The organism is Acinetobacter indicus (genome assembly GCF_009914475.1).
GTDB classification, from domain to species: Bacteria; Pseudomonadota; Gammaproteobacteria; order Pseudomonadales; family Moraxellaceae; genus Acinetobacter; species Acinetobacter indicus.
On sequence record NZ_CP045198.1, the window covers coordinates 1,330,820 to 1,355,259 of the forward strand.

At 47.5% G+C, this 24,440-nt stretch carries 23 protein-coding genes; 13 read left to right on the forward strand and 10 right to left on the reverse strand.

The window, feature by feature from the left end:
• Nucleotides 1-172 precede the first annotated feature (172 nt).
• Nucleotides 173-556: a DUF962 domain-containing protein gene (locus GA693_RS06810; protein WP_016659152.1), complete on the reverse strand. Its 384-nt coding sequence runs from the start codon at nucleotides 554-556 to the stop codon at nucleotides 173-175.
• A 236-nt stretch (nucleotides 557-792) separates the two neighbouring features.
• On the opposite strand from GA693_RS06810, the gene GA693_RS06815 reads away from it, so the two are divergent.
• On the forward strand, nucleotides 793-2,250 hold the full coding sequence (locus tag GA693_RS06815; protein WP_160241188.1) for a CYTH domain-containing protein: 1,458 nt from the start codon (nucleotides 793-795) through the stop codon (nucleotides 2,248-2,250).
• Nucleotides 2,251-2,363: 113 nt separating this feature from the next.
• Nucleotides 2,364-3,839, forward strand: coding sequence for a CYTH and CHAD domain-containing protein (locus GA693_RS06820; RefSeq protein WP_160241187.1), 1,476 nt, complete (start codon nucleotides 2,364-2,366; stop codon nucleotides 3,837-3,839).
• A gap of 22 nt (nucleotides 3,840-3,861) precedes the next feature.
• Here GA693_RS06820 and GA693_RS06825 read toward each other — a convergent pair whose 3' ends face one another.
• Nucleotides 3,862-4,494: a hypothetical protein gene (locus GA693_RS06825; RefSeq protein ID WP_016659155.1), complete on the reverse strand. Its 633-nt coding sequence runs from the start codon at nucleotides 4,492-4,494 to the stop codon at nucleotides 3,862-3,864.
• 108 nt (nucleotides 4,495-4,602) lie between these two features.
• Between GA693_RS06825 and GA693_RS06830 the strand changes: the two genes are divergently transcribed.
• Both GA693_RS06830 and GA693_RS06835 read left to right on the forward strand, forming a co-directional pair.
• On the forward strand, nucleotides 4,603-4,998 hold the full coding sequence (locus tag GA693_RS06830; RefSeq protein WP_005178954.1) for a DUF3144 domain-containing protein: 396 nt from the start codon (nucleotides 4,603-4,605) through the stop codon (nucleotides 4,996-4,998).
• Nucleotides 4,999-5,122: 124 nt separating this feature from the next.
• Nucleotides 5,123-6,190 (forward strand): amidohydrolase family protein, encoded by a 1,068-nt coding sequence (locus GA693_RS06835; protein ID WP_160241186.1) that lies wholly within the window; start codon nucleotides 5,123-5,125, stop codon nucleotides 6,188-6,190.
• Nucleotides 6,191-6,331: 141 nt separating this feature from the next.
• On the opposite strand, the gene GA693_RS06840 is transcribed toward GA693_RS06835, so the two are convergent.
• Both GA693_RS06840 and GA693_RS06845 read right to left on the reverse strand, forming a co-directional pair.
• Nucleotides 6,332-9,094, reverse strand: coding sequence for a M16 family metallopeptidase (locus GA693_RS06840; RefSeq protein WP_171502403.1), 2,763 nt, complete (start codon nucleotides 9,092-9,094; stop codon nucleotides 6,332-6,334).
• A 121-nt stretch (nucleotides 9,095-9,215) separates the two neighbouring features.
• Nucleotides 9,216-10,043, reverse strand: a complete 828-nt coding sequence (locus tag GA693_RS06845) for a PhzF family phenazine biosynthesis protein (RefSeq protein ID WP_005178958.1) — start codon at nucleotides 10,041-10,043, stop codon at nucleotides 9,216-9,218.
• A 135-nt stretch (nucleotides 10,044-10,178) separates the two neighbouring features.
• Here GA693_RS06845 and GA693_RS06850 point away from each other — a divergent pair, with 135 nt between their 5' ends.
• Nucleotides 10,179-10,757 (forward strand): flavin reductase family protein, encoded by a 579-nt coding sequence (locus GA693_RS06850; protein ID WP_160241184.1) that lies wholly within the window; start codon nucleotides 10,179-10,181, stop codon nucleotides 10,755-10,757.
• Nucleotides 10,758-10,864: 107 nt separating this feature from the next.
• Nucleotides 10,865-12,043, forward strand: coding sequence for a YbfB/YjiJ family MFS transporter (locus GA693_RS06855; protein ID WP_160241183.1), 1,179 nt, complete (start codon nucleotides 10,865-10,867; stop codon nucleotides 12,041-12,043).
• Nucleotides 12,044-12,049: 6 nt separating this feature from the next.
• Here GA693_RS06855 and GA693_RS06860 read toward each other — a convergent pair whose 3' ends face one another.
• Nucleotides 12,050-12,619: a M23 family metallopeptidase gene (locus GA693_RS06860; RefSeq protein ID WP_005178963.1), complete on the reverse strand. Its 570-nt coding sequence runs from the start codon at nucleotides 12,617-12,619 to the stop codon at nucleotides 12,050-12,052.
• Nucleotides 12,620-12,836: 217 nt separating this feature from the next.
• On the opposite strand from GA693_RS06860, the gene GA693_RS14820 reads away from it, so the two are divergent.
• Nucleotides 12,837-13,007: a hypothetical protein gene (locus GA693_RS14820; RefSeq protein ID WP_168379929.1), complete on the forward strand. Its 171-nt coding sequence runs from the start codon at nucleotides 12,837-12,839 to the stop codon at nucleotides 13,005-13,007.
• A gap of 288 nt (nucleotides 13,008-13,295) precedes the next feature.
• Here GA693_RS14820 and icd read toward each other — a convergent pair whose 3' ends face one another.
• Nucleotides 13,296-14,552 (reverse strand): NADP-dependent isocitrate dehydrogenase, encoded by a 1,257-nt coding sequence (icd, locus tag GA693_RS06865; RefSeq protein ID WP_016659160.1) that lies wholly within the window; start codon nucleotides 14,550-14,552, stop codon nucleotides 13,296-13,298.
• A gap of 406 nt (nucleotides 14,553-14,958) precedes the next feature.
• Between icd and GA693_RS06870 the strand changes: the two genes are divergently transcribed.
• Together GA693_RS06870 and paaI are read left to right on the forward strand one after the other, a co-directional pair.
• Nucleotides 14,959-15,744, forward strand: coding sequence for an rRNA large subunit pseudouridine synthase E (locus tag GA693_RS06870; protein WP_045794865.1), 786 nt, complete (start codon nucleotides 14,959-14,961; stop codon nucleotides 15,742-15,744).
• Between the two features lie 177 nt (nucleotides 15,745-15,921).
• On the forward strand, nucleotides 15,922-16,314 hold the full coding sequence (gene paaI, locus GA693_RS06875) for a hydroxyphenylacetyl-CoA thioesterase PaaI (RefSeq protein ID WP_005178971.1): 393 nt from the start codon (nucleotides 15,922-15,924) through the stop codon (nucleotides 16,312-16,314).
• 95 nt (nucleotides 16,315-16,409) lie between these two features.
• On the opposite strand, the gene GA693_RS06880 is transcribed toward paaI, so the two are convergent.
• Nucleotides 16,410-18,113, reverse strand: coding sequence for a M61 family metallopeptidase (locus tag GA693_RS06880; RefSeq protein ID WP_160241182.1), 1,704 nt, complete (start codon nucleotides 18,111-18,113; stop codon nucleotides 16,410-16,412).
• Between the two features lie 179 nt (nucleotides 18,114-18,292).
• Here GA693_RS06880 and GA693_RS06885 point away from each other — a divergent pair, with 179 nt between their 5' ends.
• From GA693_RS06885 to slyD, 3 genes are all read left to right on the forward strand, one after another.
• A complete protein-coding gene (locus GA693_RS06885) occupies nucleotides 18,293-19,603 on the forward strand; it encodes a D-alanyl-D-alanine carboxypeptidase family protein (RefSeq protein ID WP_160241181.1) in 1,311 nt (436 codons plus the stop codon).
• Nucleotides 19,604-19,731: 128 nt separating this feature from the next.
• Complete coding sequence (locus tag GA693_RS06890) at nucleotides 19,732-21,018, forward strand: NAD(P)/FAD-dependent oxidoreductase (protein WP_160241180.1); 1,287 nt, start codon at nucleotides 19,732-19,734, stop codon at nucleotides 21,016-21,018.
• A gap of 134 nt (nucleotides 21,019-21,152) precedes the next feature.
• On the forward strand, nucleotides 21,153-21,635 hold the full coding sequence (gene slyD / locus GA693_RS06895) for a peptidylprolyl isomerase (protein WP_005178991.1): 483 nt from the start codon (nucleotides 21,153-21,155) through the stop codon (nucleotides 21,633-21,635).
• Nucleotides 21,636-21,711: 76 nt separating this feature from the next.
• Here the strand turns inward: slyD and GA693_RS06900 are convergent, their stop codons facing one another.
• Complete coding sequence (locus GA693_RS06900) at nucleotides 21,712-22,356, reverse strand: HD domain-containing protein (RefSeq protein ID WP_160241179.1); 645 nt, start codon at nucleotides 22,354-22,356, stop codon at nucleotides 21,712-21,714.
• Nucleotides 22,357-22,373: 17 nt separating this feature from the next.
• Entirely contained in the window at nucleotides 22,374-23,153 is a 780-nt protein-coding gene (gene yaaA, locus GA693_RS06905) for a peroxide stress protein YaaA (protein ID WP_005178997.1), read from the reverse strand.
• Nucleotides 23,154-23,288: 135 nt separating this feature from the next.
• Between yaaA and GA693_RS06910 the strand changes: the two genes are divergently transcribed.
• Nucleotides 23,289-23,921, forward strand: coding sequence for an alpha/beta hydrolase (locus tag GA693_RS06910; RefSeq protein ID WP_005178998.1), 633 nt, complete (start codon nucleotides 23,289-23,291; stop codon nucleotides 23,919-23,921).
• 114 nt (nucleotides 23,922-24,035) lie between these two features.
• Here GA693_RS06910 and GA693_RS06915 read toward each other — a convergent pair whose 3' ends face one another.
• Complete coding sequence (locus tag GA693_RS06915) at nucleotides 24,036-24,401, reverse strand: hypothetical protein (RefSeq protein ID WP_005179001.1); 366 nt, start codon at nucleotides 24,399-24,401, stop codon at nucleotides 24,036-24,038.
• Between the last annotated feature and the right edge of the window lie 39 nt (nucleotides 24,402-24,440).

The window sequence follows — 24,440 nt, forward strand, 5'->3', positions numbered from 1 at the left end:
GCCCGGAGAAAGGTCACTCCAGGCTTGGAAAGTTAAAAACTGATGTCATCAAAGTGTCATACACTCTGCATTGCTTCAATTAATAGAACATTCACTCTACAATTTCAATGAATTTTTTGACCATTCATCTTATTTTTGACCGAAAGTTTTAGTTTTGCTCGAAAAATGAAGATTAGCTGTCAATTTTATCCAGTGCGCGGTCTTTAAGACTCAGGTTGCCGCGCAGAATGTCGGCAAACATTCGCCAGTCAGAAATAAAGCTATACAGCGGCTGTTTAAAGCTGGCTGGCTTGTTTTTTTCAAAGAAAAAATGACCGACCCAGGCGCAGGCATAACCAGCCACCAGTCCATAGACAAAGTAGCGTGGCTTCCGCTGCCTGACCATTTGCGTCAGGCAGATCAGGCCGATACCACTGCCCAGCATATGCAGACGCCGGCTCATGATATTGCGGTGTTCGGTTAAATAAAAACGATAAAACTCGTGATAATTTTGAATTGGACCTTGAGGCGTGTCATCCGGTTTTTTTGCCCATTCGGTGTTGAGGGGTGCGTTCATATTCATCATCCTGATGCTTTGTTCTTGCTCAAATTACCGCATTTTCTGTACAAATAAAAGCCACTTTGTTCGCGCTATTTTTCTGGCTACTTTTTTCAGGACAGATTTTGGTTACAATCAGAAGCCTTAAACAATGAACGCCTTTTCTGGACGCTTGATAATAATTTGGTATAGCGGCGTCATCTGCCAGAAAGCTACTTTTTTGCTGTATTGCTCAATTTTTTAGGACCAATTGAATGACCGAGATTGAATTAAAATTTCAAATTCCTGATGCGCGCCGTAACGCCTTACTTAAAGCGCTGGATCCTAAGAAATCTGAAAGCATTTCGCTGCAAGCCCGATATTATGACACTACCGATCGCCTGCTGGCACAGCATGGTATTGCGCTGAGACAACGCTTGGAAGGCACGCGCTGGGTGCAGACACTAAAAGCCGGTAAAACCCATATTGAACGTTTTGAACATAATCATGACCTGGGCGAACTGCAACAGCCACCTGCGCTTAATTTAAGCATTTACGATGCCGCTCCTGAAGCCAGACAGCTACTAGATACAGTCCTCATGCAGACTGAAAGCCCGCTGCAACTGCAATTTGAAACCGATATTACGCGTACTTCGCGTGTTATCCAGCTAGATGAAGTGGAGATTGAAGCCAGTTTAGATGTGGGCTGTATTCGCAGTGGTGAACGTGAATATCCCGTCCATGAAATTGAGTTTGAATTAAAATCTGGTTCGGTGCAGGCACTGCTGGCCTTCTGTTTTGAATGGGTCAAGAAATACCAGCTCTGGTTAGATGTGCGCAGCAAGGCCGAAATGGGCAATTTGCTGGCTTTAGACTTACAAGTCAGCCCGCCGCGTCTGGCTGAAGAATTCCGTTTAAATAAAAAAGCCTCAGCCGATCAGAATTTAAGACTGTTAATTGCCCAGCAATTGCAGCATTTACTGCCGAACATTGCGGCTATTTCAGCGGGTGTTAATGAAGCCGAGCATATTGTACAGGCGCAAAATGCACTGAATCAGCTGTATTTAACCGTGCATTTGCTCAAAGATTGGAGTGTGTCTATTTCGGAAAAATGGGCCAATCAGTTACTGGCGTTTAGACAGCAGTTTGACCAGCTGCAACATTTAGAGCACATGCAAAATACCCTCGGCACCTTTTTGCAGAATCCAAATACCGCCTCGAATCTGGCCAAAGATATTTTATATGCTAAAGAGAAACTGGCCAATCTGGTGAAATCGACCCAGAATGTACATCATTATCTGGAACTGTTGATGTTTAGCCTGGATGAAGATGCCTCCCACCCTGCGCAGGATTTAAAACAGGCCGCCCAGCAGACTTTGCAGCATCAATATAAACTACTGCAAGAACAGTTAAACCAGACCAGCCAGACCGATTTTGACAGTCTGGATCAGCTGGCGCAGAAAATTAATGCCCTGAAATTTATTTTCCCGGTACTCACCACGATCTATGATGTTAAAAACCTGCAAAAGTACAGCAAAGCCCTGAACGATGCCCAGCTGGCCGCGCAGGAATATCAGGTTCTTTCCTCCGCTGCGCTGTATATCCAGCAAACCGAGCTGGAAGCCAGCGACTGGTTTGTACTCGGCTGGCTGACCGCAAAACAGGAAGTCCATGCGCAAGCCTTGCTGGATGCCACCGAACAATTCCTGGTGAGTCGCAAGTTTATTAAGTAAGTTCAGCCACTCCCCGCTCCGGCCAGACAAAAGAATACGCTTTATGGCTACTTTTTATGCATGGCTTGGCCTATAGTAAGGTCAATCAAGAATAAAAATTGCAGGAGTTGGTTATGGCGGAAATCGAACTGAAATTTCAGGTGCCGGTGCATCAGCGCCGCGCCTTTGAAAAAGCCATTGCCAAGAAAAAAGCCGTGCCAATGCAGCTGTGGGCCAAATATTATGACAGTCCTGAGCAGCAGCTGGCACAGCATGCCATCGCCCTGCGTCAGCGTCTGGAAGGTCAACGCTGGTGTCAGACCTTAAAAGCACCGGGGCAGCATCATTTTGAGCGTTTTGAACTGGAACTGGCCCTCGGCCCGGATGAACCGGAGCAGCTGGATCTAAGCCTGTATCAGGAACATAAACAGGCGCAAACCTTGCTAAAACAGGCGCTGGAGCTGAAAAAGGCCGATTTAAAAAATACCGGTCTGGAGCTGCAATTTGAAACCGATGTGCAACGCCTGATTGTGCTTGAACAAGTCAAAGACAGTGCAATTGAACTGGCCTTTGATCAGGGCGAAGTCCGCACACCAACAGCACAAAGCGATATTTACGAAGTCGAGTTTGAACTGAAACATGGCGATGTCAGCGACCTGATTGATTTTGTGCAGCCATGGGTAAAACGCTATCAGCTCTGGCTTGATGTTCGCAGCAAATCACAGCGCGGTCAGATGCTCAAGAATCAGCAGGACATCTTGCCCGTTCAACATCAAACACCTTTTAGCCTCGATAAACATGACTCCAGTAGCCGCGCGCTGGCCAAAATTGTCAGCAACTGTCTGACTCATTTATTGCCGAATGCCACGGCGATTGCCGACAATCATTATCAGAGTGGTCATGTGCATCAGGCCCGTGTGGCCATTCGCCGTTTACGCAGCGCACTGAAAATCTTTGGTCACTGGTCCGAACAGGTACAACCCGAATGGCAAGCGCAATTGGCAGAACTGTTCCGGCAACTTGGTTCCACCCGCGACCGCGATGCGCTGAGTGAAAGCCTGATGCCACGTCTGGCCAAGGCCGGCTCTCCCCTCGCAGAACTACCGGCAAGTAGCGAAAGCAGCGATGAAATTGATGCACTATTTCGCGCGCCAGAAACAGTGCGCCTCTTGCTGGAGCTGCTACAGTTTAGCCAGTGCACAGCACATGAAGATGATCAATCGCTGAAAAAACAGGTACGGAAACAGCTTGCAAAAATGCACCGGCAAATTTGTCAGGATGCCGTGCAGTTTGAACATCTTGACAGTGAACAGAAGCACCGCACCCGCAAACGAGTCAAACGCCTGCGTTATTCAGTCGAGTTTATTGCCTCTTTATTTGAAGCGGATGCCGTCAAACAGTATCTGAAAGCACTGAAACCGGCACAGGAATCTTTGGGGCAGTTTAATGATCTGGTGGTGGCCGAAGCCCTGTTTCAACATGAGGTTCAGCAAAACCCACAGGCCTGGTTTGTTCTGGGCTGGATTGCTGCCGAGCAAAAGCATGTTCTGGCCGAAGCCCAGCAGCATTTGCTGGAATTTACCCGCAGCAAAACCTTCTGGTCGGACTAAAGCCCAGCACGGAGATAATCATTTAGCGGTACTTGCCAAATACCTTCCAGGTCCCGTTATCGGCCAGCGGATCATGATAACTATCGCTCCGCTGCTTGCGCGGTTTTTCCCGGGCATCCACCAGCTGAAAATGCGGTTCGACACTCAGCACAATACCGTTGACATAAAAACGGGTGCGGGTGTATTCACTTTGCCCATGCTGAAACACATAGGTACGCAAATCAATAAACTCACGGTGTGCCACCAGTGCTGCGCTGTCGTCACTCTCCAGCCACTGTTTCATCGCCAGCATCTGCGTAGCATCAAACTGGCCGCACTTTTCCATCAAGCTGGCCAGACCGCGAAAAGTTTTTGATTCTTTGGCCCGGGTTTTATTAATCCGGATTCGGTCAACATGAAAGAAAAATAAAGGCAGGTTTAAGTGACTTGGCAGATGAATGGCATCCAGCACTTCATCTTCCATAAAGGGCTGAAACAGCTCTTGTGCCCGCTCAATCAATCCGGACCATTGCTGGAAATAGGCTTCAACTTCAGCCGGATTGCCATAATAAATTGGCAGCCCTTCTACATTGGCCAGATGTGCCGGCGGCCAGATGTTTTGTCGCAGCAGCGCAATATCACTTTTTAGACTTTGAACCGCAATTGCATCTTGCATCGTGATTCCTTTTTCTTGCTTAGGCTATTTTTAGAGTAAGACAAAGGTTTAGTTTCTGCAAGGCTTTGCCTATAATTATTGTTTATGATTTTAGCTTAGGAAAAATTCATGGTTCAAAAGATTGAAGCAACCGATGTTACCGAAGAAGAAGCGTTAAATGCTGCTTTCTTTGAACGTGCTGATGAATTTATCAAACAGGCCAACGAATTTTGTCGCGTCGAAAAAGGCTCACAGGAACAACCAGCGGAAAAACGCGGTCAGGTCAGTGCTGCCATGTTGTTCGGCACGGCACGTTTTAATACCTGGGTCGCAGCCAATAACTTCAAAGATGGTGAGGAAATGCGTGCTGCCAAAGATCAGGTCATGTCCTACATTTTGCAGCAGTTCCAGATGATGCTGGAAGACAATTATGATGAATACTGTGAACAGTTCGAGAACTATTTACGTTTCCGTCGTAATGAAGAATTTCACAGCAATAAACACAAACATGATCACGATCATTAAATTGCTAAAAAAAGTCCACCCTGTTGGGCTTTTTTAATGTCATCTTTTCGATAAATACCCTTTTCTTTTTTGCAGACTTGGCTTTGAATAAAATAGACATCTTCAAGGATCAAACCAACCTGCTATGCAAAATCTTGGATTTGCACTGATTGATGCGCATATTCATCAATGGGACCCGTATAACACACCACACAGCGCACGCTTGGCGGTCAAGCTGCTGGGGAAATATCCACGCTTACTGGATAAAACCATCCGTACGCTAAAATCCAAAGCGCTGATTGACACCCTGGGACATACCCAGCATGTCACTGCCCCCTATTTGCCCGAGCATTATTGCCGCGATGTCGGCTTTTATCCGGTTGAAAAAGTGGTGCATGTGGAGGCCAGCTGGCATGACCACAAAGGCAAAGGTGTGGTTGGAGAAACCCGTTTTATTGAGTCGCTGGATTTTACCAAAAATGGTATCCAGCTGGGTGCAGTGGTGGCCACGGCCGACCCGCGTGACAGCCAGTTCAAGCAGATTCTGAAAATGCATCAGAAAGCGGCGCCGCAACATTTTCGCGGGATTCGTAAAATGGCTGCGGTTCATGAAGATAAAGACATTTATGCCTGGGCCGATGATCCGCATTTATACCGTGACAAAAAATTTCTGAAAGGCTTTGAACTACTGGCACAGCATAATTTAAGTTTTGATGCCTGGGTCTATTCTAGCCAGCTGGAAGATGTGATTGCCCTGGCAAAACAGTTTCCGGAAACCTCAATTGTGCTGGATCACCTCGGTACACCGGCCGGTCTGTTTGGTCCGGTCGGCTCGCATACCGGTATTACCCAAACTGCGCGCGACAATATCCTGTTTCGCTGGCAGGAAGACCTGGCAGAACTGGCGCGCTGCCCGAATGTCTATACCAAATTGTCCGGGCTGTTCATGCCGGTACTGGGTCATCAGTTTCATCAGCAGCAACGGCTGGCCTCAAAACAGGAAATCATTGATTTAACTGCCCCGCTGATTCAGCATGCGCTAAAAAGTTTTGGTATGTATCGGGTGATGTTTGGTTCCAATTTCCCGATGGATCGGGTCAGTAGCGACTTAGTCACGATTATTGATGCCTTTAGCGATGTGGTGGCGACGTATCATCCGCAGGCATTAGCGCAGGTGTTCCATGATAATGCCAAACAATTCTATCGGCTCTAATTCTCTATGATAAATTCACCTCATACTTACTCATAGCACCTATAAGGATTGCTGGCAGATGGGATCAGTGCCAACATAACCGGCTTCATAAAAATCTCCCGTTTAGGGAGATTTTTTATATGAATGATCTGTAATCAGCACTTATTTTACCGGCTGACCATATTGATCAGCCATGACTTCGACCCAATGTTGCGGCAGCAGATATTTCTGGACCACCGCATCAATATCGGCTTTGCTGAGTCGGGCAATGGCCTGATCACGTTTTTCCCGATACGGTAAATCACGGTCAAGTTCCAGCTGTGCCACCAGCATCCGGTGAATACGGCGCTCATCTTCCAGCGCTGTGACACGCTGTTTCAGAATGTCAGCCTTGGCCGCCGCTACTTCCTGTGCAGTCACGCCATTTTTGCGCAACTCCTGAAAGACTTTATGTACCGCCTGCGACAACTGCGCCGCTTTACCGGCAGTATAGTTGGCACTCACACTGAGGGCACCGGAATTTTCAAAGCTGCTTAAACTGAGCGAACTGCCAAAACTGTAGACCAGCGCATTTTTTTCACGCAGCTCTTGCGCCAGACGTGAGGTCAGTTGTGAGTCCCCTAAAATATGACTCATGACCATTAATGCGGCTGCATCGGGATGATCATTTCCCACGGGCAGGGTCATCACGCCCTGATAACTGCCAAACTCACGCTGTTCGGACAGTACATGCTGTTTTTGCGCCGCATAGCTGTTATACGGCACGCTTAAACGCTGATACGGCTGTGCTCCGTTCCAAGTGGCAAACTGCTGTTGCAACAGCTTGAGAACCGGCTTGGCCTCATAATCGCCGGTAATGGCAATCCGGGCATGATCCATGGCAAAAAACTGCCGATACAGCTGTTTGACTTTCTCATTGCTGGCCTGGGTCAACTGCTGCTTGGCAAATTCCGGCTCGAAGTGATAACGCAAATCTCCCGGCTGATAACGCTCGATCAAACGTGCCATATTTAAGGCAGCCACGGTTTCCGGCTCGGTATACGGCCGGTCCAGACTGGCCAGACTTTGTGCCTTGATCAGATCAAACTGGGCCTGTTCAAACAGCGGCTTTTTCATGATTTCCAAGACAAATCTGAAAAACTCATCAAATTTATCTTTTTTGGCCACAATCGAAATGGCCACGCCATTGCTATTGGCCTGTGCCGAAGCTGAACCACCGGCGTCAATGGATTTGTCGGCAATATCCTGCAGGCTGTACTGATCTGAGGCACGCAGCATTAAATAGGCCATCAGGTCAATAATCTCGCCCTGATTAAACAGCGATTTTTCATTGCCAAAATCGACTATAATGGTGGCGTAGGTTTTATCGTCCCGGGTCGAGGTGGGAAACAGTGCATATTTCATGCCATTGGCCAGTGTGCCACGCTGGATTTTGGCTTCAGTCTGGCTTAAGGCCTGTTTGGATGTGTGCAGATACTGCTGAATTTCCTGCTCATAGCTGCTGATGTCTTTGAGTGGCTCGGCCTGTACATCCATTTGATCGAGGGTTTTCAGCGGTTCAGCAGCCTGCTGTTGCTGGGCCTTTTTCTGCTCTTCTGGTGTCGGCTGAATATGCCCGCGCATACGATGTTCAGGAATCAGGAATTGCTGTAAACGTGTATTGACCTGATCCACCGTTAAGGCCTGTAATTCCTGTTGATGGACAAAATACTGTGCCCAGTTGCCCTGCTCCGATACCACATAATCACTTAGCATACCGGCAAGAGCACTGGCATTGCTAAACAGACTGTCCTGGCTATTACGAATCAGGGTTTTGACCCGGTTCAGCTCGGTCTGATTAAAATTTTTGCCCTGCTCGACACCCTGCTGCAAGGCAGTTTCAACCTGCTTGGCATTATGAGTCGGTGCATACAAGGCACCCATAAAGACCAGATTAAAATCCTGATCCAGCCAGGTGGTCGATTGCACCATGGTGCTGATACCGGTTTCAACCATGCCCTGATACAAATGCCCGCTCGGCTGCATGGTGTATAAATACGGCGCCAACGCCAGAGCGGTTTTATGCTGGCCGTTCTGACCATTTAAATAGATATTGAACTTGGCCAGCTGGCTGCCTTTTTGCACTAAAAAATCCCGGTTTTTGATGGTACGGGCATCCAGCACTGGCACCTTGACCTGTGCCGGAATCTGGCGTTTGGCCAGCGGACTAAAATGCTGATCAATCTGCTTGAGTACCTGCGCTTTATCAAACTTGCCGGTCAGCACCATCACGGCATTATTCGGTGCATACCAGTTACGATAAAAACGCTGCAATTCCGGCATCTGAATCGACTGCAACTCATTCAGATCACCAATCGGTAAACGGCCCAGATACTGGTTGCCATAGGCCGCTTTCCAGACCTGATCCATTAACACCGCATAGGGCTGATCCATACGCACTTCGCGTTCACGCTTCACAATCGCAATTTCTGCCGGCACAAATTTTTCTTGCAGCACCAGCTTGTCCATACGCTCGGCTTCAAGATAAATCATCTCATTAATGGCTGTCTGATCTGGGCGGATGGTGTTCAGATATTTGGTCGAGTAGTAATCGGTGCTGGCATTATTGCTTAAGGTGTACTGGTTTAAACGGCGCTGGAATTCATCTCCCGGGACATTCTGGGTGCCTTTAAACGCCAGATGTTCCAGTAAATGCGCCATACCGCCTTTGCCTTGGGGATCATTCAGGGAACCGGTAAAGTAGATGGTACTCATCACCACTTTATTTTCTTTGGCATTCGGCGCCAGAATCACCCGAAAACCATTATCCAGCCGGTATTCTTCAATCTGCTGTTCAGATTTTACCAACACCGGCTGGGCAAATGTCGTAGCCCCCACACCCATGATCAGCAAAGACAGGCTGAGCTGTTTAAACCGCATTAACATAATTTTTTCAATACCTTTTACCTGCTGCAGCCGCTTGCATGACTGCAGCATTAAATTGTTTGTTGTTGTGACTTATGTTTGAAAATCACCGGCATACCCAGCGTGATTTCCCTGTTCTGTTTTAATCTAAAAATAACTCGGCCACCAGATATAATTTGGCATAACCGGAAATTTCAATACGCTGCTCTGCTTGTAAGGCACAGTACAGCATTCCACCTCGCGCCGAAGCCTGATAAGCCACCAGTTCAGTTTTGCCGGTTTTTTCTGCCCATAACGGCGCCAGACCGGTATGCATGGAACCAGTCACCGGATCTTCATCAATCCCTTTATGCGGGGCAAAGTAGCGAGCAATATAGTCATAGTCCTGAGAGGGCGCGGTCAAGGCCACATCTAGGTCTGTCGCGGTAATTGCGGTGCTGACCTGATGCAGCTCTGCAATCTGCCGGATTTTGGCCAGATCGGGCTGGGCGGCTAACACTGCCTGCTCAGATTCCAGTACCAGAATATAGGCCTGTGCATTTAAATAGACTTCCTTAACCGGCTGATCAATCACATCCAGCAATTGCGCCGGAAATTCATCTTGCAGTACCGGCACACGGGTTGGAAAATTCATGCGGATTTTGCCATCATCATCTTGCGTGACAATAAAAAGACCTAAATTTTTGACATGAAAATGAATGGTTTTGGCGCGGGTATAATCCTTAAACAGTACAAAGCTGCTGGCCAAAGTGGCATGGCCGCAAAAATCGACTTCAACTGTGGGGCTAAACCAGCGAATCTCGAAATTTTCAGCATCCATCGGCTTGACAAAGGCAGTTTCGGAAAGGTTATTTTCCAGTGCAATATTCTGCATTAAAGCGTCATCAAGCCAGTCTTCGACCACTATTACTGCGGCCGGATTTCCCTTAAATAATGCTGTTGTGAATGCATCAACCTGATACATTTTCATGAATCTGTCTCCCGCTGTATTTTGTGCTTTTTCCCAAGCATGCATCAATGATATAAGTTTTAACACCCGGTACAATGCAGAATTGTTGTTTTCCTGCATATCTCTGGAATGATCTCTGATTGAGGAATAAAAAATATGACGCTCCCTGCTGATCTGCAAACTGTACCTTTGGAAAAGGCCTATCGTTTGATTAATCATGGTCCGACCGTGCTGGTGTCTGCGCAAGATCAGCAGGAAACCGATGTCATGGCTGCAGCCTGGGCCTGTGCGCTTGAGTTTAATCCTGCCAAAGTTACGGTAGTGCTGGATAAAAGCACCAAAACCCGCGCCATCATTGAACAGTCAGGTTATTTTGCCTTGCAAGTACCGACCTTAAAACAGCTCAAGATGGTGCATCAACTGGGAAGCATCAGCCTGTTTCAGGAGCCGAACAAGCTGGACCGCTGTGGGGTCGAGCTATTCCAGTTTGAGCATTCTCCTGTGCCGACAGTGGCCGGATGCGCCGCCTGGCTGATCTGTGAACTTATTCCGGAGCCGCACAACCAGCAAACCCATGACCTGTTTATAGGCAAAGTCATTACAGCCTATGCCGATCAGCGGGTATTTCGTGACGGGCACTGGTATTATCATGAAGTGGCCGATGAATGGAAAAGTATCCACCATATTGCCGGCGGGCATTTTTATAGCATTGGTCAGCCGGTTTCAGTGGAATAAACAGTTGTTAGATTAGCAAACAAATTGGCCAGATCAGCGCGCAACTGTAATAGCCCGCGCGCCATACAACAATATTTTACGCATAATAAAAAGCGCAAGGAATCTGCATGGATGCACAGCAACGCCGCCTCAGCCTGTTTTTACTGCTGGCCACCTGTTTAGGTATCGGTATTTTTCGTTTTTCTTATACCGCCTTATTACCCAGTACCCGTCTGGTTTTTGAATGGAGTAGCGAGTTTGCCAGCCTGTTAGGCAGCGCCAATTTACTCGGTTATTTAATTGGTGCGGTCTGGGCCATGCGCTTAAACCGGCAGCTATTAAGCTGGATTCAGGCCGCGGCCTTTCTCGGCAGTTTAAGTTTATTCTGCTGTGCGTTCGCCGGTTTTGAGGGCAGCTGGTATCTGTTCTGGCGAATATTGTCCGGCATCTGCGGTGGCTGGCTGATGATTCTGGCGCCGAGCGTGGTTGCGCAGCACTGTGAATTGCAGCATCGGTTTAAAATTAATGTGATTGGTTTTAGTGGCATCGGACTTGGTGTGCTGCTCGCCACATTATTTTTGCCCTATTTAGATCATATCTCCACCTCAAGCGCCTGGCTGATTTTATGTGCCTTTGCCGTGCTGTGCAGTCTGGGTTTAATCCTGCTCAAACCCAAAGCCCTACCGGTTAACATCCAAAGCCAGCCTCAAAGCGCTGCTGCTGTGCCCATCAATAAAAAGGTCTTTGCCAGCCTGCTCTTGGTGTATAGCTGTAGCGCGTTTTCCTATGTACCACACTCACTCTTCTGGATTGACTATTTAAGTCAGGTGCAACAACTCAGCCTGTTCTGGATCAATAGCCACTGGATTTTATATGGCCTGGGCAGTGCCTGCGGAGCGGCCTGTGCCTATTTTCTGGCAAAACAGCTCGGCAATTTCAAAGCCCTGAAAATCCTGTATTGCCTGTATGTGGCGGCCATTTTAGCGGCAATCGCCCCTTGGTCAGTGATGACCTTTCTGTCTTCCTTTTTTACTGGCCTGCTGAATCCGGCGGTGGTGTTTCTGACCTCTTATACCCTGCTCCAGCTGTATGGACTGGCCTATAAAAAGTTATGGGGCATGGCCACTTTATGCTTCGCCAGCGTGCAGCTGATAGGAGGCTTAAGCTTTAGCGGCTTACAAGTCGCCGGCTGGTCTTATCCGCAGCAGTTTTTACTGGCCGGTGCGGTTCTGGCACTGGGAAATCTATATTTTATTTGCAGCCTGCCGGCCACCAAAACACCGGTTTCCACAGCCGAGGTAAACTGATTTAGCTTATTCATCGGTCAGCTCTTGTACCAAATAGGGATAAGGATTCACGGCGCCTTGACCACTGAGATAAATCCCATAATGCAAATGTGGCGGTGTATTTTGAGCATTGCCGCTATTACCGACATAACCAATGATTTCACCGGCTTCAATCCAGTCGCCTTCCTGAATCTCCGCTGCATAATCCTCTAAATGTGCATAATAATGATGGCTTAAGCCCGGACCAATCACCCAGACCACTTTACCCCCAAGGTTGTTGGTGCCCACCCGCGATACAATTCCAGCCGTGGTTGAGCGTACCGGCGTGCCGCGTTTGGCAAAAATATCAGTGCCTTCATGCCGACGCCCTTCACTGCGCGCCGCACCCCAGGTATCACTGATCTGCCTGGCCTGCACACCTTCTACCGGGACCGGTAAAGGCGCCATGAATTCCTGCTGTTGCAATTTCAGATACAGCATCGGATAGCGCATACCGGCGGCATCACCCGAAGGCGGTGGCTGACAGCCGACCAGCAGCACACTCAAACTTAAGCCAAGCGCCAGACCGGCGAGCCGTTTAGAAATCAAGATATTCATGGCACTTGCATCATCAAGGGATGACTTGATCTTAAGGTCTGCTCAGGGGTAGATAAAACACGGTTTTTGTACAGGTTTTGCTGATCTGGGTTTGGAGATGATTCCTCTGCTGCTTTCCGATCTAGATCGTCATGGGCTATATAGATATGACAAAGGCTCTCATCATGAGAGCCTTTGTCAGTAAATCAATTTAAAAACCTATCTGCGCCTTTAGGCGATGAAAAAGTTTTTAAATTGGGGGTGCGACATCATTGCTGACGTTGGTTTTTCTGTTTTTGATTTTGTTGCTGAGGCTGTTGCTGCTGTTGACGTTGATTGTCATTCTGCTGCTGATTTTGTTGACGTTGGTTTTGCTGATTCTGTTGATTCTGCTGGTTTTGTTGATTAGCCATTTCATATCACTCCTGTATCAGTTCGATATGTCGCACAATATGTACAGGTATTACTCTACCGGGTTTTGTTTTTTGCCCAAGTCATAAGCTGTATCAAATTGCCTCAATGTAATTGGGCACAGGATTATCCATTACAAATCAAGTGAAAATAGTTTTACTATTTTACCTTAGTCACCCAAAGCATGACTGTGGTTACTTGTCATTACATTGACACAAATGGATGAGAAGATAAGGCATAAAAAACCCGCGTTAAACGCGGGCGGTTGCATCAAATAGATAGCGTTTTATTGGTCCATCTTGTCAATAATCGCCTGACCAAACTCAGAGCAGCGCAGCAAGGTGGCATCTGGCATCAGGCGTTCAAAATCATATGTCACCGTTTTGGCTGCAATCGCACCGGATACACCCCGAATAATCAGATCGGCCGCTTCAGTCCAGCCCATATCGCGCAGCATCATTTCCGCAGACAGAATAATCGACCCCGGATTGACCTTGTCCTGCCCAGCATACTTTGGCGCAGTGCCATGGGTGGCTTCATACATATGAATTGCCCCGCCAATATTGGCTCCCGGTGCAATGCCAATCCCGCCGACTTCTGCCGCCAGTGCATCGGAAATATAATCCCCGTTCAGGTTTAAGGTGGCAATGACCGAATAATCTGCCGGGCGCATTAAAATCTGCTGTAAAAAGGCATCGGCAATTACATCTTTAATCATAATCTCTTTGCCGGTTTTCGGATTTTTCAGCTTCACCCACGGCCCGCCATCGAGCAATTCGCCGCCAAAACGCTCCAGCGCCACTTCATACCCCCATTCCTTAAAGGCGCCTTCGGTATATTTCATGATGTTGCCTTTATGTACCAAGGTCACACTCGGCTTGTCATTATCAATCGCGAACTGGATGGCTTTACGCACCAGACGCTGAGTGCCTTCTTTGGAGACCGGTTTAATCCCAATACCACAGTTTTCTTCAAAGCGGATTTTGGTGACACCCATTTCCTCTTTCAGGAATTTAATGACTTTTTTCGCTTCCGGTGAATCGGCTTTCCATTCAATCCCGGCATAAATATCTTCCGAGTTTTCCCGGAAAATCACCATATCAGTCAGTTCCGGATGTTGCACCGGTGAAGGTACGCCCTCAAACCAGCGTACCGGACGCACACAGACATACAGGTCCAGTTCCTGACGCAAGGCCACATTCAATGAACGGATCCCACCACCAACTGGGGTGGTCAGTGGACCTTTAATCGACACCACAAATTCACGCAAGACCTCAAAGGTTTCTTCCGGCATATAAGTGCCATAAATCTTGTTGGCCTTTTCGCCGCAATATACTTCCATCCATTCAATCGCACGTTTGCCGCCATAGGCTTTTTGTACCGCCGCATCCACCACCGCTTTCATAGTCGGGGTAATATCCACCCCAATCCCGTCACCTTCAATAAAAGGGATAATCGGATTGTTCGGCACATTCAGGGATAAATCTGCATTTACCGTAATTTTGCTGCCATCTGCAGGCACGACGATTTTCTGATAACCCATAATCCTTGCTACTCCCTGTGATTGGTGGGCGGGCAAATCCATACTATTCTTGCCCGGCACCGGTCTTTTTTGGCTGTCTGCTTAATTGTATTTTTAACTCGATGATCTTTTCAGTTTAATCAAAATTTAACCAGCCCGGGATTTATAAGGGAAATGGCCTTATTTCTGTGCTTAATAAATCGGCATATATCCTGTGGCATCTCTCAGCAAGTTTTACATTTCCAATCAAAATCATCTGCTCAGCTTTGCCATAAAGTTCAGGCAGATCAGACAGAATCTGCTATAGTAGCCGGATATTGTGGACCTTCTTTTTGCTCATTGTCACCCTTTCTCTCCCATGCCGGGTTTTATTACAGTTAGCATAAGAATCACACCCAGATTTTTTTATATTTTTTAGCAGGTTACAGTGAAAATAGTTATTCTTAACAAGCCTTATGATGTGCTGTCGCAGTTTCGTCCCGATGAAAAGCACCCAACCATGGCCGACTTCATTGACGATCCGGATTTGCGGATTGCCGGTCGTCTGGACATGGATTCAGAAGGTTTAATGTTCCTGACCGATCATGGCGGTTTAAACCAGTTTATTACCAACCCGGCCAATAAAAAGTTTAAAACCTATCTGGTCCAGGTCGATGGTGACATTACCGAAGAAGCGCTAGAACAGCTGCGTAAAGGTGTAGAACTGAATGATGGCATGACCTTGCCGGCCAAAGCGATTAAAGTGGCTGAACCGGAGTGGTTATGGGAACGTCATCCTCCGGTACGTTACCGCGCTTCGGTGCCGACCTCCTGGGCTGAAATTTCAATTTGTGAAGGCCGTAACCGTCAGGTGCGCCGCATGACCGCTGCGGTCGGCTTCCCAACTTTGCGTTTAATTCGCACCAAAATCGGTTCGATTGATCTGGTTCAGCTGGGCCTGCAACCGGGTGAAACCCGTGAAATTGAACCACTGCTCTATAGCGACTTTAAAGATGTACCAGCCGAACAGCCGTATCGCTCACGTTCTTATGTGAAGAAACCGGGCGGCACTGGTGGCAAACCGATGCAGAAAAAAGTCAACAAAGATGGTACCGCCAAGAAAAAATCCGGCACACCACGCATCTGGCAAATGGAAGAAGGTGAAAAGCCACGTCGCAAGACCAATGGCACCACCCGTCCCAATACCAAATCACGTGGTCGTCGTGCCCGTTAATGAGACTTGCATCTGCTCAGCTAAAAAAGCTGTTGCAAAGATGCGTTGAATAGACGATGAAAATAAGGCTCCAACGGGGCCTTATTTTTTTGCTTGTATTTTCAGCATCACAATGCTATTTATGATTCACATAATTTTAAATTTAAAATAAAACGTATCTTAAAAAAGGAGTCTGCTATGGATCAGCAAGTTAATCCCATGTTTCATCAGGACCGATTAATGCAGCATCTGGGCGCCCATTTGGTGTCGTTTGGTGAACACAGCGCACAGATTGAATTAAAAATTACCGAGCAGCATTTACAAGGCCATCAAACCTGTAACGGTGCGGTGATTTTTGCGCTGGCGGATGCGGCTTTTGCCATTGCCTGCAACACCGGCGAACATCCGGCGGTGGGTCAGCACTGCGGTATTCATTATTTAAAACCGGGCCTGCTCGGCGATACCCTGACTGCGGTGGCAGAACATAAGGCCAGCAGTGGCCGCAGCGGCATTTATGATATTCGGGTCACGAACCAGAAGCAGCAGATTGTGGCGGAGTTTCGCGGTACTTCCCGCCTGATCATCAAATAAGGTGTGATTACGATAGGGTTTATGACGATAGATCTGCATAAAAAAACCGATGCCTGAGCATCGGTTTTTTATAGTATAGATTTCAGACTGTGATTTTACACTTTTAACCAGCGATCCAGTTTGGCCTGATCTTCAACTTTTAATTCAACTTCAGTCAGTTCAGAACCTGCTGCATTCACTTCAAACTGCATCAGTTCATCACGGCGGAAAGCATGTACTGTAAAGCTGCCGCTCTGTTTGGCATACTGTTCGATCAGTTTGCTGCTGGCTTTGAGGCCATCAATGGCAATGATTACATCATGCGCCGACAGACCGGCTTGCGCTGCCTGACCATCACGGCGTGCGGCCTGTACCAGTACGCCTTCCGGTTTATCGGCCAGTTTTAGCCCCAATGGCAAACGCTTGTCATTTTTTAAGCTGTAGCTCAGACCAAATTCCGGGAACAGCTGATCCAGCGGTAATTCTTCGGTGGTGTTAATCAGATGGTTAATCTGCTCAGCCCAGCTATCGCCGGTTAATTCCTGACACAATTCATAAATCGTGCGCTCATGCACCTGAATGCCCTGCTGCGCATTGTCATACAGCTTGCGCATTAACGCATCCAGACTGGAACCACGCAGACGTAAACCGAGGTCCAGACACAAGGCCACCAGACAGCCCTTGTTGTAATAGCTGGTGCCGGCATGGTTGGAGTTTTCATCCTGGCGGTAGAATTTCACCCAGGCATCAAAACTCGATTCAGCCACGGTTTGAATTGCCCGACCCGGATTTTGCAAATAACGGTCAATCTGCGCTTTTAATAAAGCAATATAAGACTCCTGATTAACCACACCGCTGCGTAATAAAATCAGGTCATCATAATATGAGGTGAAACCTTCAAAAATCCACAACAAAGAGGTGTAACCTTCCCGGTTCAGGTCATAATTGACAAAGCTGTCCGGACGGATAAATTTCACCAGCCAGGAGTGGAAATATTCATGGCTGCACAGCCCCAGAAAACGCTGATATTCTTTCGACGGCTCTTCCGGCTCATTGGCTTTTGGCAAGTCATCGCGCGGGGTAATCAGGCTGGTACTGTTTGGATGCTCCAGACCACCATAACTGTTCCCGGTCGCCATGGTCATAAAGGTATAATCCTGAAACGGTGCAGAACCGAACAGGGCAATTTCAGTGGCGCAGATTTTTTCCAGGTCCTGCTGCATTCTCGCAGCATTCATGGCATGTTTGCCCGACACCACAAATTCATGTGGAATGCCTGCTGCATCAAAACTAAAACGGGTCTGCTCGGCCAGCTCAAACGGCGCATCAATCAGTTCGGCATAGTTTTTGGCTTTTAAGGTATAACGCCCTTTCACCAGACTTTTGGCCACCAGTCCGGTCGCCAGCTGGAAATGTTTCAGTTCGTTTGGCAGGAATACTTCGACTTCAATCGCTTTATCTTCCTGACCTTCCAGTCCTAAACAGGCACAGGCCGGATTGACATATAACCGGGTCTGATCAACATAGGCACCACGCACCGACAGGTCGTAGGCATAAACATCATATTCCACCGTAATCAGTTCATGATCGGTATTAAACAAACGCCATTTGTTCTTTTCAAATTTCTGGATTTTTAAAATACGCCCGGCTTCATCATAAGCCTTGACCGCTTCAATATGTTTGGAAAATTCACGAATCAGATAGCTGCCCGGAATCCAGGTTGGTAAAGCTAGAACCTGTGTCGGATTGGCCAGAAAGCGCAAAGTGACATGAATAAGATGCTGACGATAATCGTCAAATTCGATTTGATAATGCAACATAATGGGCGATATAAAAGATCAAAGAGATAACTTATCAATTAGCTTAACATTTTTTTGTCATGCAATGCGCAGTCGTCTTCATTGTCGAAAATTATCGCTAGTCAGGCGGCAAAAAAAAGCATAGCATGCCTAAAATTTTTATGTTTATGACCAACGGACTGGTTAAAAAAGGAATCCCCTTGAAACGTGTCATCTACCTGATTGCGCTGCTGTGCTGGCTATGCAGCTCGCTTGCGCATGCCACCTTATTATCTTTTAATCCTGAAACGGTTGAAGCAGAAGCCTGGACCGTGCTTGATCCACAATCGGGTCAGGTCATTGCAGAACACAATAGCCAGATTCAGCGCGCCCCGGCCTCGCTGACCAAGATGATGGTGGCCTATATTGTGCTCAAGGACATTCAGGCCGGCAAGCTGAACGTGGCAGATGTGCTGACCGCAACGTCGGTGGTGAAACAGGTGATGTGGGATGAATCCCAGATGTACCTGAAAGAAGGTGAGCAGATTTCTGTTGATCAGCTGCTAGCTAGTTTAATTGTGATGTCTGCCAATGATGCCGCCCTAACTCTGGCCGAACGGATTTCTGGCAGCGTACCGCAGTTCGTGGCACGTATGAATCAGGAAGCACAGGCCTTGGGAATGCAGCATACCCATTTCCAGAATCCGTCCGGGATTACCATGCCGGAACATTATTCTACCGCGGCCGATCTGGCCCGTCTGGCACAGGCGGTCGTCAATGACACTCCGGATTATCTCGCTTATTCCAAACAGACCAGTTTTACCTATAACCAGCGTTATCACCGTGCCACTAACATTCTGCTCAAACAGGACCCGACGGTGGATGGCTTGAAAACCGGTTATACCCGTGCCGCCGGTTATAACCTGGCGCTGACGGCCAACCGTCTCACCCAGAATTTTGACGATCCGAACCGGCGTTTAATTGTAGTGGTTTTGGGTGCAAAAAGTGCATTTAAGCGCGCTGAAATTGCCCAACAGCTGATGAACATCAGTTATGCCTATACCCGCAACGAAGTGGCTTTAAAAAACAAACAGCTGATTGCTGAATTGCCGGTGGTGAAGTCAACCCTGAAAATGTTCAAGGTCGAAGTGCAGCAACCGAAAATTGTCACCACGTCTTTATATGGCGAAAACAGCGCGATTGATTTAACACAGTTTGATGTGACCCAGCAGCGCCTGTTTGTTAACGATACCTTCGGTCAGACCCGACTGATTGAACCCTTAACCCAAACCAAAACCCATTTGAATGTCGAGCTGAAAGAAAAGTTACTGACGGCCCCGCTGGCACAGGTGATGCAGCTGGCCACCGTGCATGTTTATCAGAATAACCGCCTGATCAATACCATTCATCTGGAAGAAGAAGTACATATTGCCGAAGCCAGCCTGTTTGAAAAACTGCTGATCTGGCTAAAAAGCCTGTTTAGCTTTTCCTCCAAGGATGAAACCGCAACCAAAACTTATCCGCTGGTTTAATCCTGTGAACAAGCACAGTGGAAATGCTACATGATGTAAGTTGTCGAACAATCTGAGCCATTTTCCTGATGGGAAGATGGCATAAATTGAGCCTGTTCTTGCATTAAAAATAACAATATAGGTTCATCATGTCAGCATTACATCGTATTGTGATTGTCGGTGGCGGCGCCGGCGGTCTGGAGCTTGCTACCCAACTCGGTCATCGTCTGGGTAAATCGGGCAAAGCACAGATTACTCTGGTCGATCAGAAACTGACCCATATCTGGAAACCGCTGCTACATGAAATTGCAGCCGGCACGCTCAATCCGCATCAGGAAGAAACCAACTATTTTGTGCATGCTGCCCAGCATCATTATCAGTTTACATTAGGCACACTGGTTGGCATTGACCGGACCCAGAAAAAAATCCAGCTGCAGGCACCGCAATTTTCCAAAAAAGAGCAGCCACCGAAGCAGATCGACGTAGACTATGACACGCTGGTGCTGGCGCTGGGCTCTACTTCCAATGACTTTCATACCGAAGGGGTGAAACAGCATTGTCATTTTCTGGACAGCCTGCCTCAGGCCACGGTGTTTCATCAGGACCTGCTGCACCTATATTTAGAAGCCCAAAATCAGCCGCAAAGCCGCGCCCTGAATATTGCCATTATCGGTGCCGGTGCCACCGGTGTTGAACTGGCGGCAGAGCTGTATCAAGCCAAACAGACCTTTGCCCAATATGGTTTAAACCGGATTGATCCGCAACTGGTTCGGATTACGCTCATTGAAGCCGCCGACCGGATTTTGCCGGCCCTGTCACAGCAAATTTCCCGACATACTCAAGCCCAGCTGGAGCGCTTTGGCATTGAAGTGCTGACCCAGCATCGGGTGGCCAAGGTTGATGAAGAACAGGTTTATTTTGCTGCAGGTAATCCGCTAGAAGCAGAAATTAAAGTCTGGGCTGCCGGAATTCAGGCCCCGGAAATTTTTAAACAGTGGGATGATTTTGAAAAAGATCATCTGCACCGTTTAAAAGTCTATGCCACCTTACAGACTTATACCGACCCCAACATTTTTGCCTTTGGCGATTGTGCCCATTGCCAGCCCAAAGCCGATGAACCGGTGCTGGGTCCGCGTGCGCAGGTGGCCAGTCAGCAGGCCAGCTTTCTGGTTCGTGCCCTGAGCCAGCACGTGAATGGGAAACCACTGCCGATGTTTAAATTCTCCGACAAAGGCTCGCTGATTTCTTTAAGCCAGCATACGGCCGTGGGTGAATTACTCGGTCGGGTCAATGTACAGGGCATAGTCGCCAAGTCGATGTATGTGTCTTTATACCGGCTGCATCAGGCCACCATTCATGGCTATACCCATGCCGGGGTGCTGACCGCCAAAGATATGCTCGGCAGAAAAATTGGCCCTAAAATAAAATTGCATTGAAATTTTATCGACTGCCCCAATATCTGGGAAAATGTCATAAAAAAGCCAAATGTGAGTTTTTTGAGTAAAAGTATTCAACAAATTTGCCTTTTCACTTTATGATGTACCCTTAGAAAACTAAATGGATCTATAACATGACTGCTATTGCAAATGACCTCGTGGTTTCTTTCCACTACACATTGACTAACGCAGAGGGTGAAACTCTCGACCAATCTCAAGGTGAACCACTTGCCTATTTGCATGGTGCGGGTAACATCATCCCTGGTCTTGAAAAAGCCCTAGAAGGTAAAACTGTGGGTGAAAAATTCACTGTAAACGTACCTGCTGCTGAAGGTTATGGCGAATACAACCCTGACCTGGTTCAAGAAGTTCCAGCGCAAATGTTCCAAGGCGTAGACAGCATTCAGCCTGGCATGCAGTTCCAAGCACAAACTGATGATGGCGTACAGATCGTAACGGTTAAAGCAGTTGAAGGCGAAAACGTAATCGTTGATGCAAACTTCCCGCTTGCTGGTCAAGACCTGACTTTTGAAGTTGAAATCGTAGAAATCCGTGAAGCGACTCAAGAAGAGTTAGACCACGGTCACGTACACGGTGTTGGCGGTCATCACCACTAATCTTGTGACAAGATGGAAAAGGCAAAGTCTGACTTTGCCTTTTTTTATGCCTGAATTTTAGTGGGTGAATAAACCATCACGATGCTGATTCGCCCGTTGTAGACAAAGCCTGGGCCAGATTGTGTTTGGCCTGTGCTTCATAATGCTGCTGGAAATACCGGGTCTGATATAGCGGTTGCATCTGATAAAACTGCATCAATACCGCACGGCGCTTGTGCTGATAAAGATTCTGCTCGACCCAGGCATATTCCTGATGAATCTGTTGCTGATATTCAGCAAAACGTACTGGCGGCGCAGCCAGAATTGCCAGATCAATATCCAGCAAGGCATTTAAATCTGGCTCATCACTAGGCTGATGCTGCCGGGTCGCGAGAATCCAGCGGCTCACGGTTTCCAGTTGTGCTGCCGTTAAAAAATCTGCACATAACTGCTGGCACAATGTCGCACTTTGTGCTTCATTGTCCTGCGCTTTAGGATGATAGACCGCATCATGAAACCATAACGCCAGCTCGACCAGCGATGGTTGCTGCAACTGTGTGCGAATCTGGTCGAAATGCTGCAGACATTCCAGAATATGCTGCACGCCATGATAGTGCCGCTGCGGCTCACTATAGGCCGCCAGCAGCCGCGCATACAGCTGCTGCGTCTGGCAGCGATTCAGCGAAAACTGCTGAGCGCAGCGTTGCCAATACAACTGAAAATCAGCAAGTTCTGATTGCATGGCACGCACTCCCCTGTTTATGCGGCTTGCTCATCTCGCTTAAACACCAGCTCACCTTTTAGGGAGCTGTCAGCATCGAAATAATAGCCATCGCTATTAAAGCCTTTTAAATCTTCAGCACGTTCAATTTTATTTTCGATGATATAGCGCGCCATCAAACCACGGGCTTTTTTGGCATAGAAGCTGATGACTTTATATTTGCCATTTTTCTGGTCTAAAAATACCGGCTTGATGATTTCTGCCTGAATCTTGCTTTCTTTCACCGATTTATAATATTCATCCGAAGCGATATTCACCAGCAATTCAGACTTGGCCGCAGCCAGATCTTCATTGATCAGATCAGTAATGATGGTGCCCCAGAATTCATACAAATTGCTGCCACGCGGATTTTTCAGCTTGGTACCCATTTCCAGACGATACGGCATCATTAAATCCAGCGGGCGCAATAAGCCATACAGACCTGATAACATACGCAAATGTTGCTGTGCGTAATCAATGTCCTGATCCTTCAGGCTATAGGCATCCAGACCGGTATAGACATCGCCTTTAAAGGCAAACAGCGCCTGACGCGCATTGGAAAAATCAAAATCGGCCTGCCAGTCGCGGAAGCGTTCTACGTTTAAATTGGCAATTTTTTCGCTCACACTCATTAAATTGGCGATTTCTGAAGCAGATAGCGTACGACTAACGTCGATAAGTTCTTGTGAATGCGCTAATAGTCTTGGTAAGGTGTGGCTGTCGGTGGGTAATGCAGATTCATAATCTAAAGTCTTAGCAGGAGAAATTAAGGCGAGCATACACATCCTGATCAAAAAGTGGTTAAAAAATAATTAATCAAACTATAACAGTCAGCTTATTTTAATGCCAATCTGTGTTTTTCCTAAACATAATCGGTAAAATAATCGATTCTCCTGCCATTATTCGATTATCTTATGTCCGAGCAAATTTTCATTCCAGGTCCTGTGGGTCGAATTGAAGTTTTCGTAGATTATCCCCAGGGTGAAGTGAAAGGATTCGCGGTTGTCAGCCACCCCCATCCATTGCAAGGCGGCACCCCGCAACACAAAGTTCCTGCATTATTAGCACAAATGTACCTAGAGCGCGGCTGCGTGGTATATCGCCCAAGCTTCCGTGGTTCAGGCCAGAGTGAAGGTGTGCATGATGAAGGCTTTGGCGAAACGGACGATATTCTAGAAGTCATCAAATATGCGCGCAGCCAGCACATTGGCCTGCCGTTCTATGCCGGCGGTTTCAGCTTTGGTGCGCATGTGATGGCAAAGAGTTATGCAGCGCTACCGGTTGAATTACAGCCAAAACAGACCATTTTATGCGGCTTGCCGACTGCGACAGTAGCTGGTGTACGTCACTATGTAACTCCTGAAATTAAAGGTGACATCCTGTTTATTCATGGCGAAGCCGATGATGTGACCCTGCTCTCGGACATGATTACTTGGGCCAAACCACAGCGTCATCTGGTTACCATTTTACCGGGCGCTAACCATTTCTTTACCGGCTATTTAAAACAGCTGCGGATTGCAATTACCCGCTTCCTGGCCTTAGGCTAAAGACAAAAACCCATCTGCTGATGGGTTTTTTTATGGGAGGAGATCAGTGACGGTACTGTTAATTTTAAAATGGATACAGACGAAATGGCTTCGCAATTCCAACCTGGGATTGTTTTAATTTTTCCATTCAAAGGCCGTAAAGTTTTCATCCTGTTTTAAGGTCTGCTCGACCGCCTGGGCCAGCTGATTTAGCAAGCTTTGCGATTCAATCCGGTCAAACCAGTCCTGCTCTTCTTCCGGATAAGACAGGATTTCACACACCAGTCGTCCTTCGGCATCGCGGCTTTCACAGCTCACGCTTAAGGGCAAAGGATGATCTTCCACACTAACCGCAATTTGTGCGCCACTTTGTGGCAGGGTTTCAAAGCCGTGCTGGTTTAACTGTCGGGCCAGCAAATCTGCCACATAGTCCTGGGCAATCTTACAGTCCTGTAATTCGGCCTTGTTATCACATTGTGCGGTAAACTGGAGTGTTTTCATAAACGACCCTACTGCTGTTCTTGTTGTATATTTAGCATA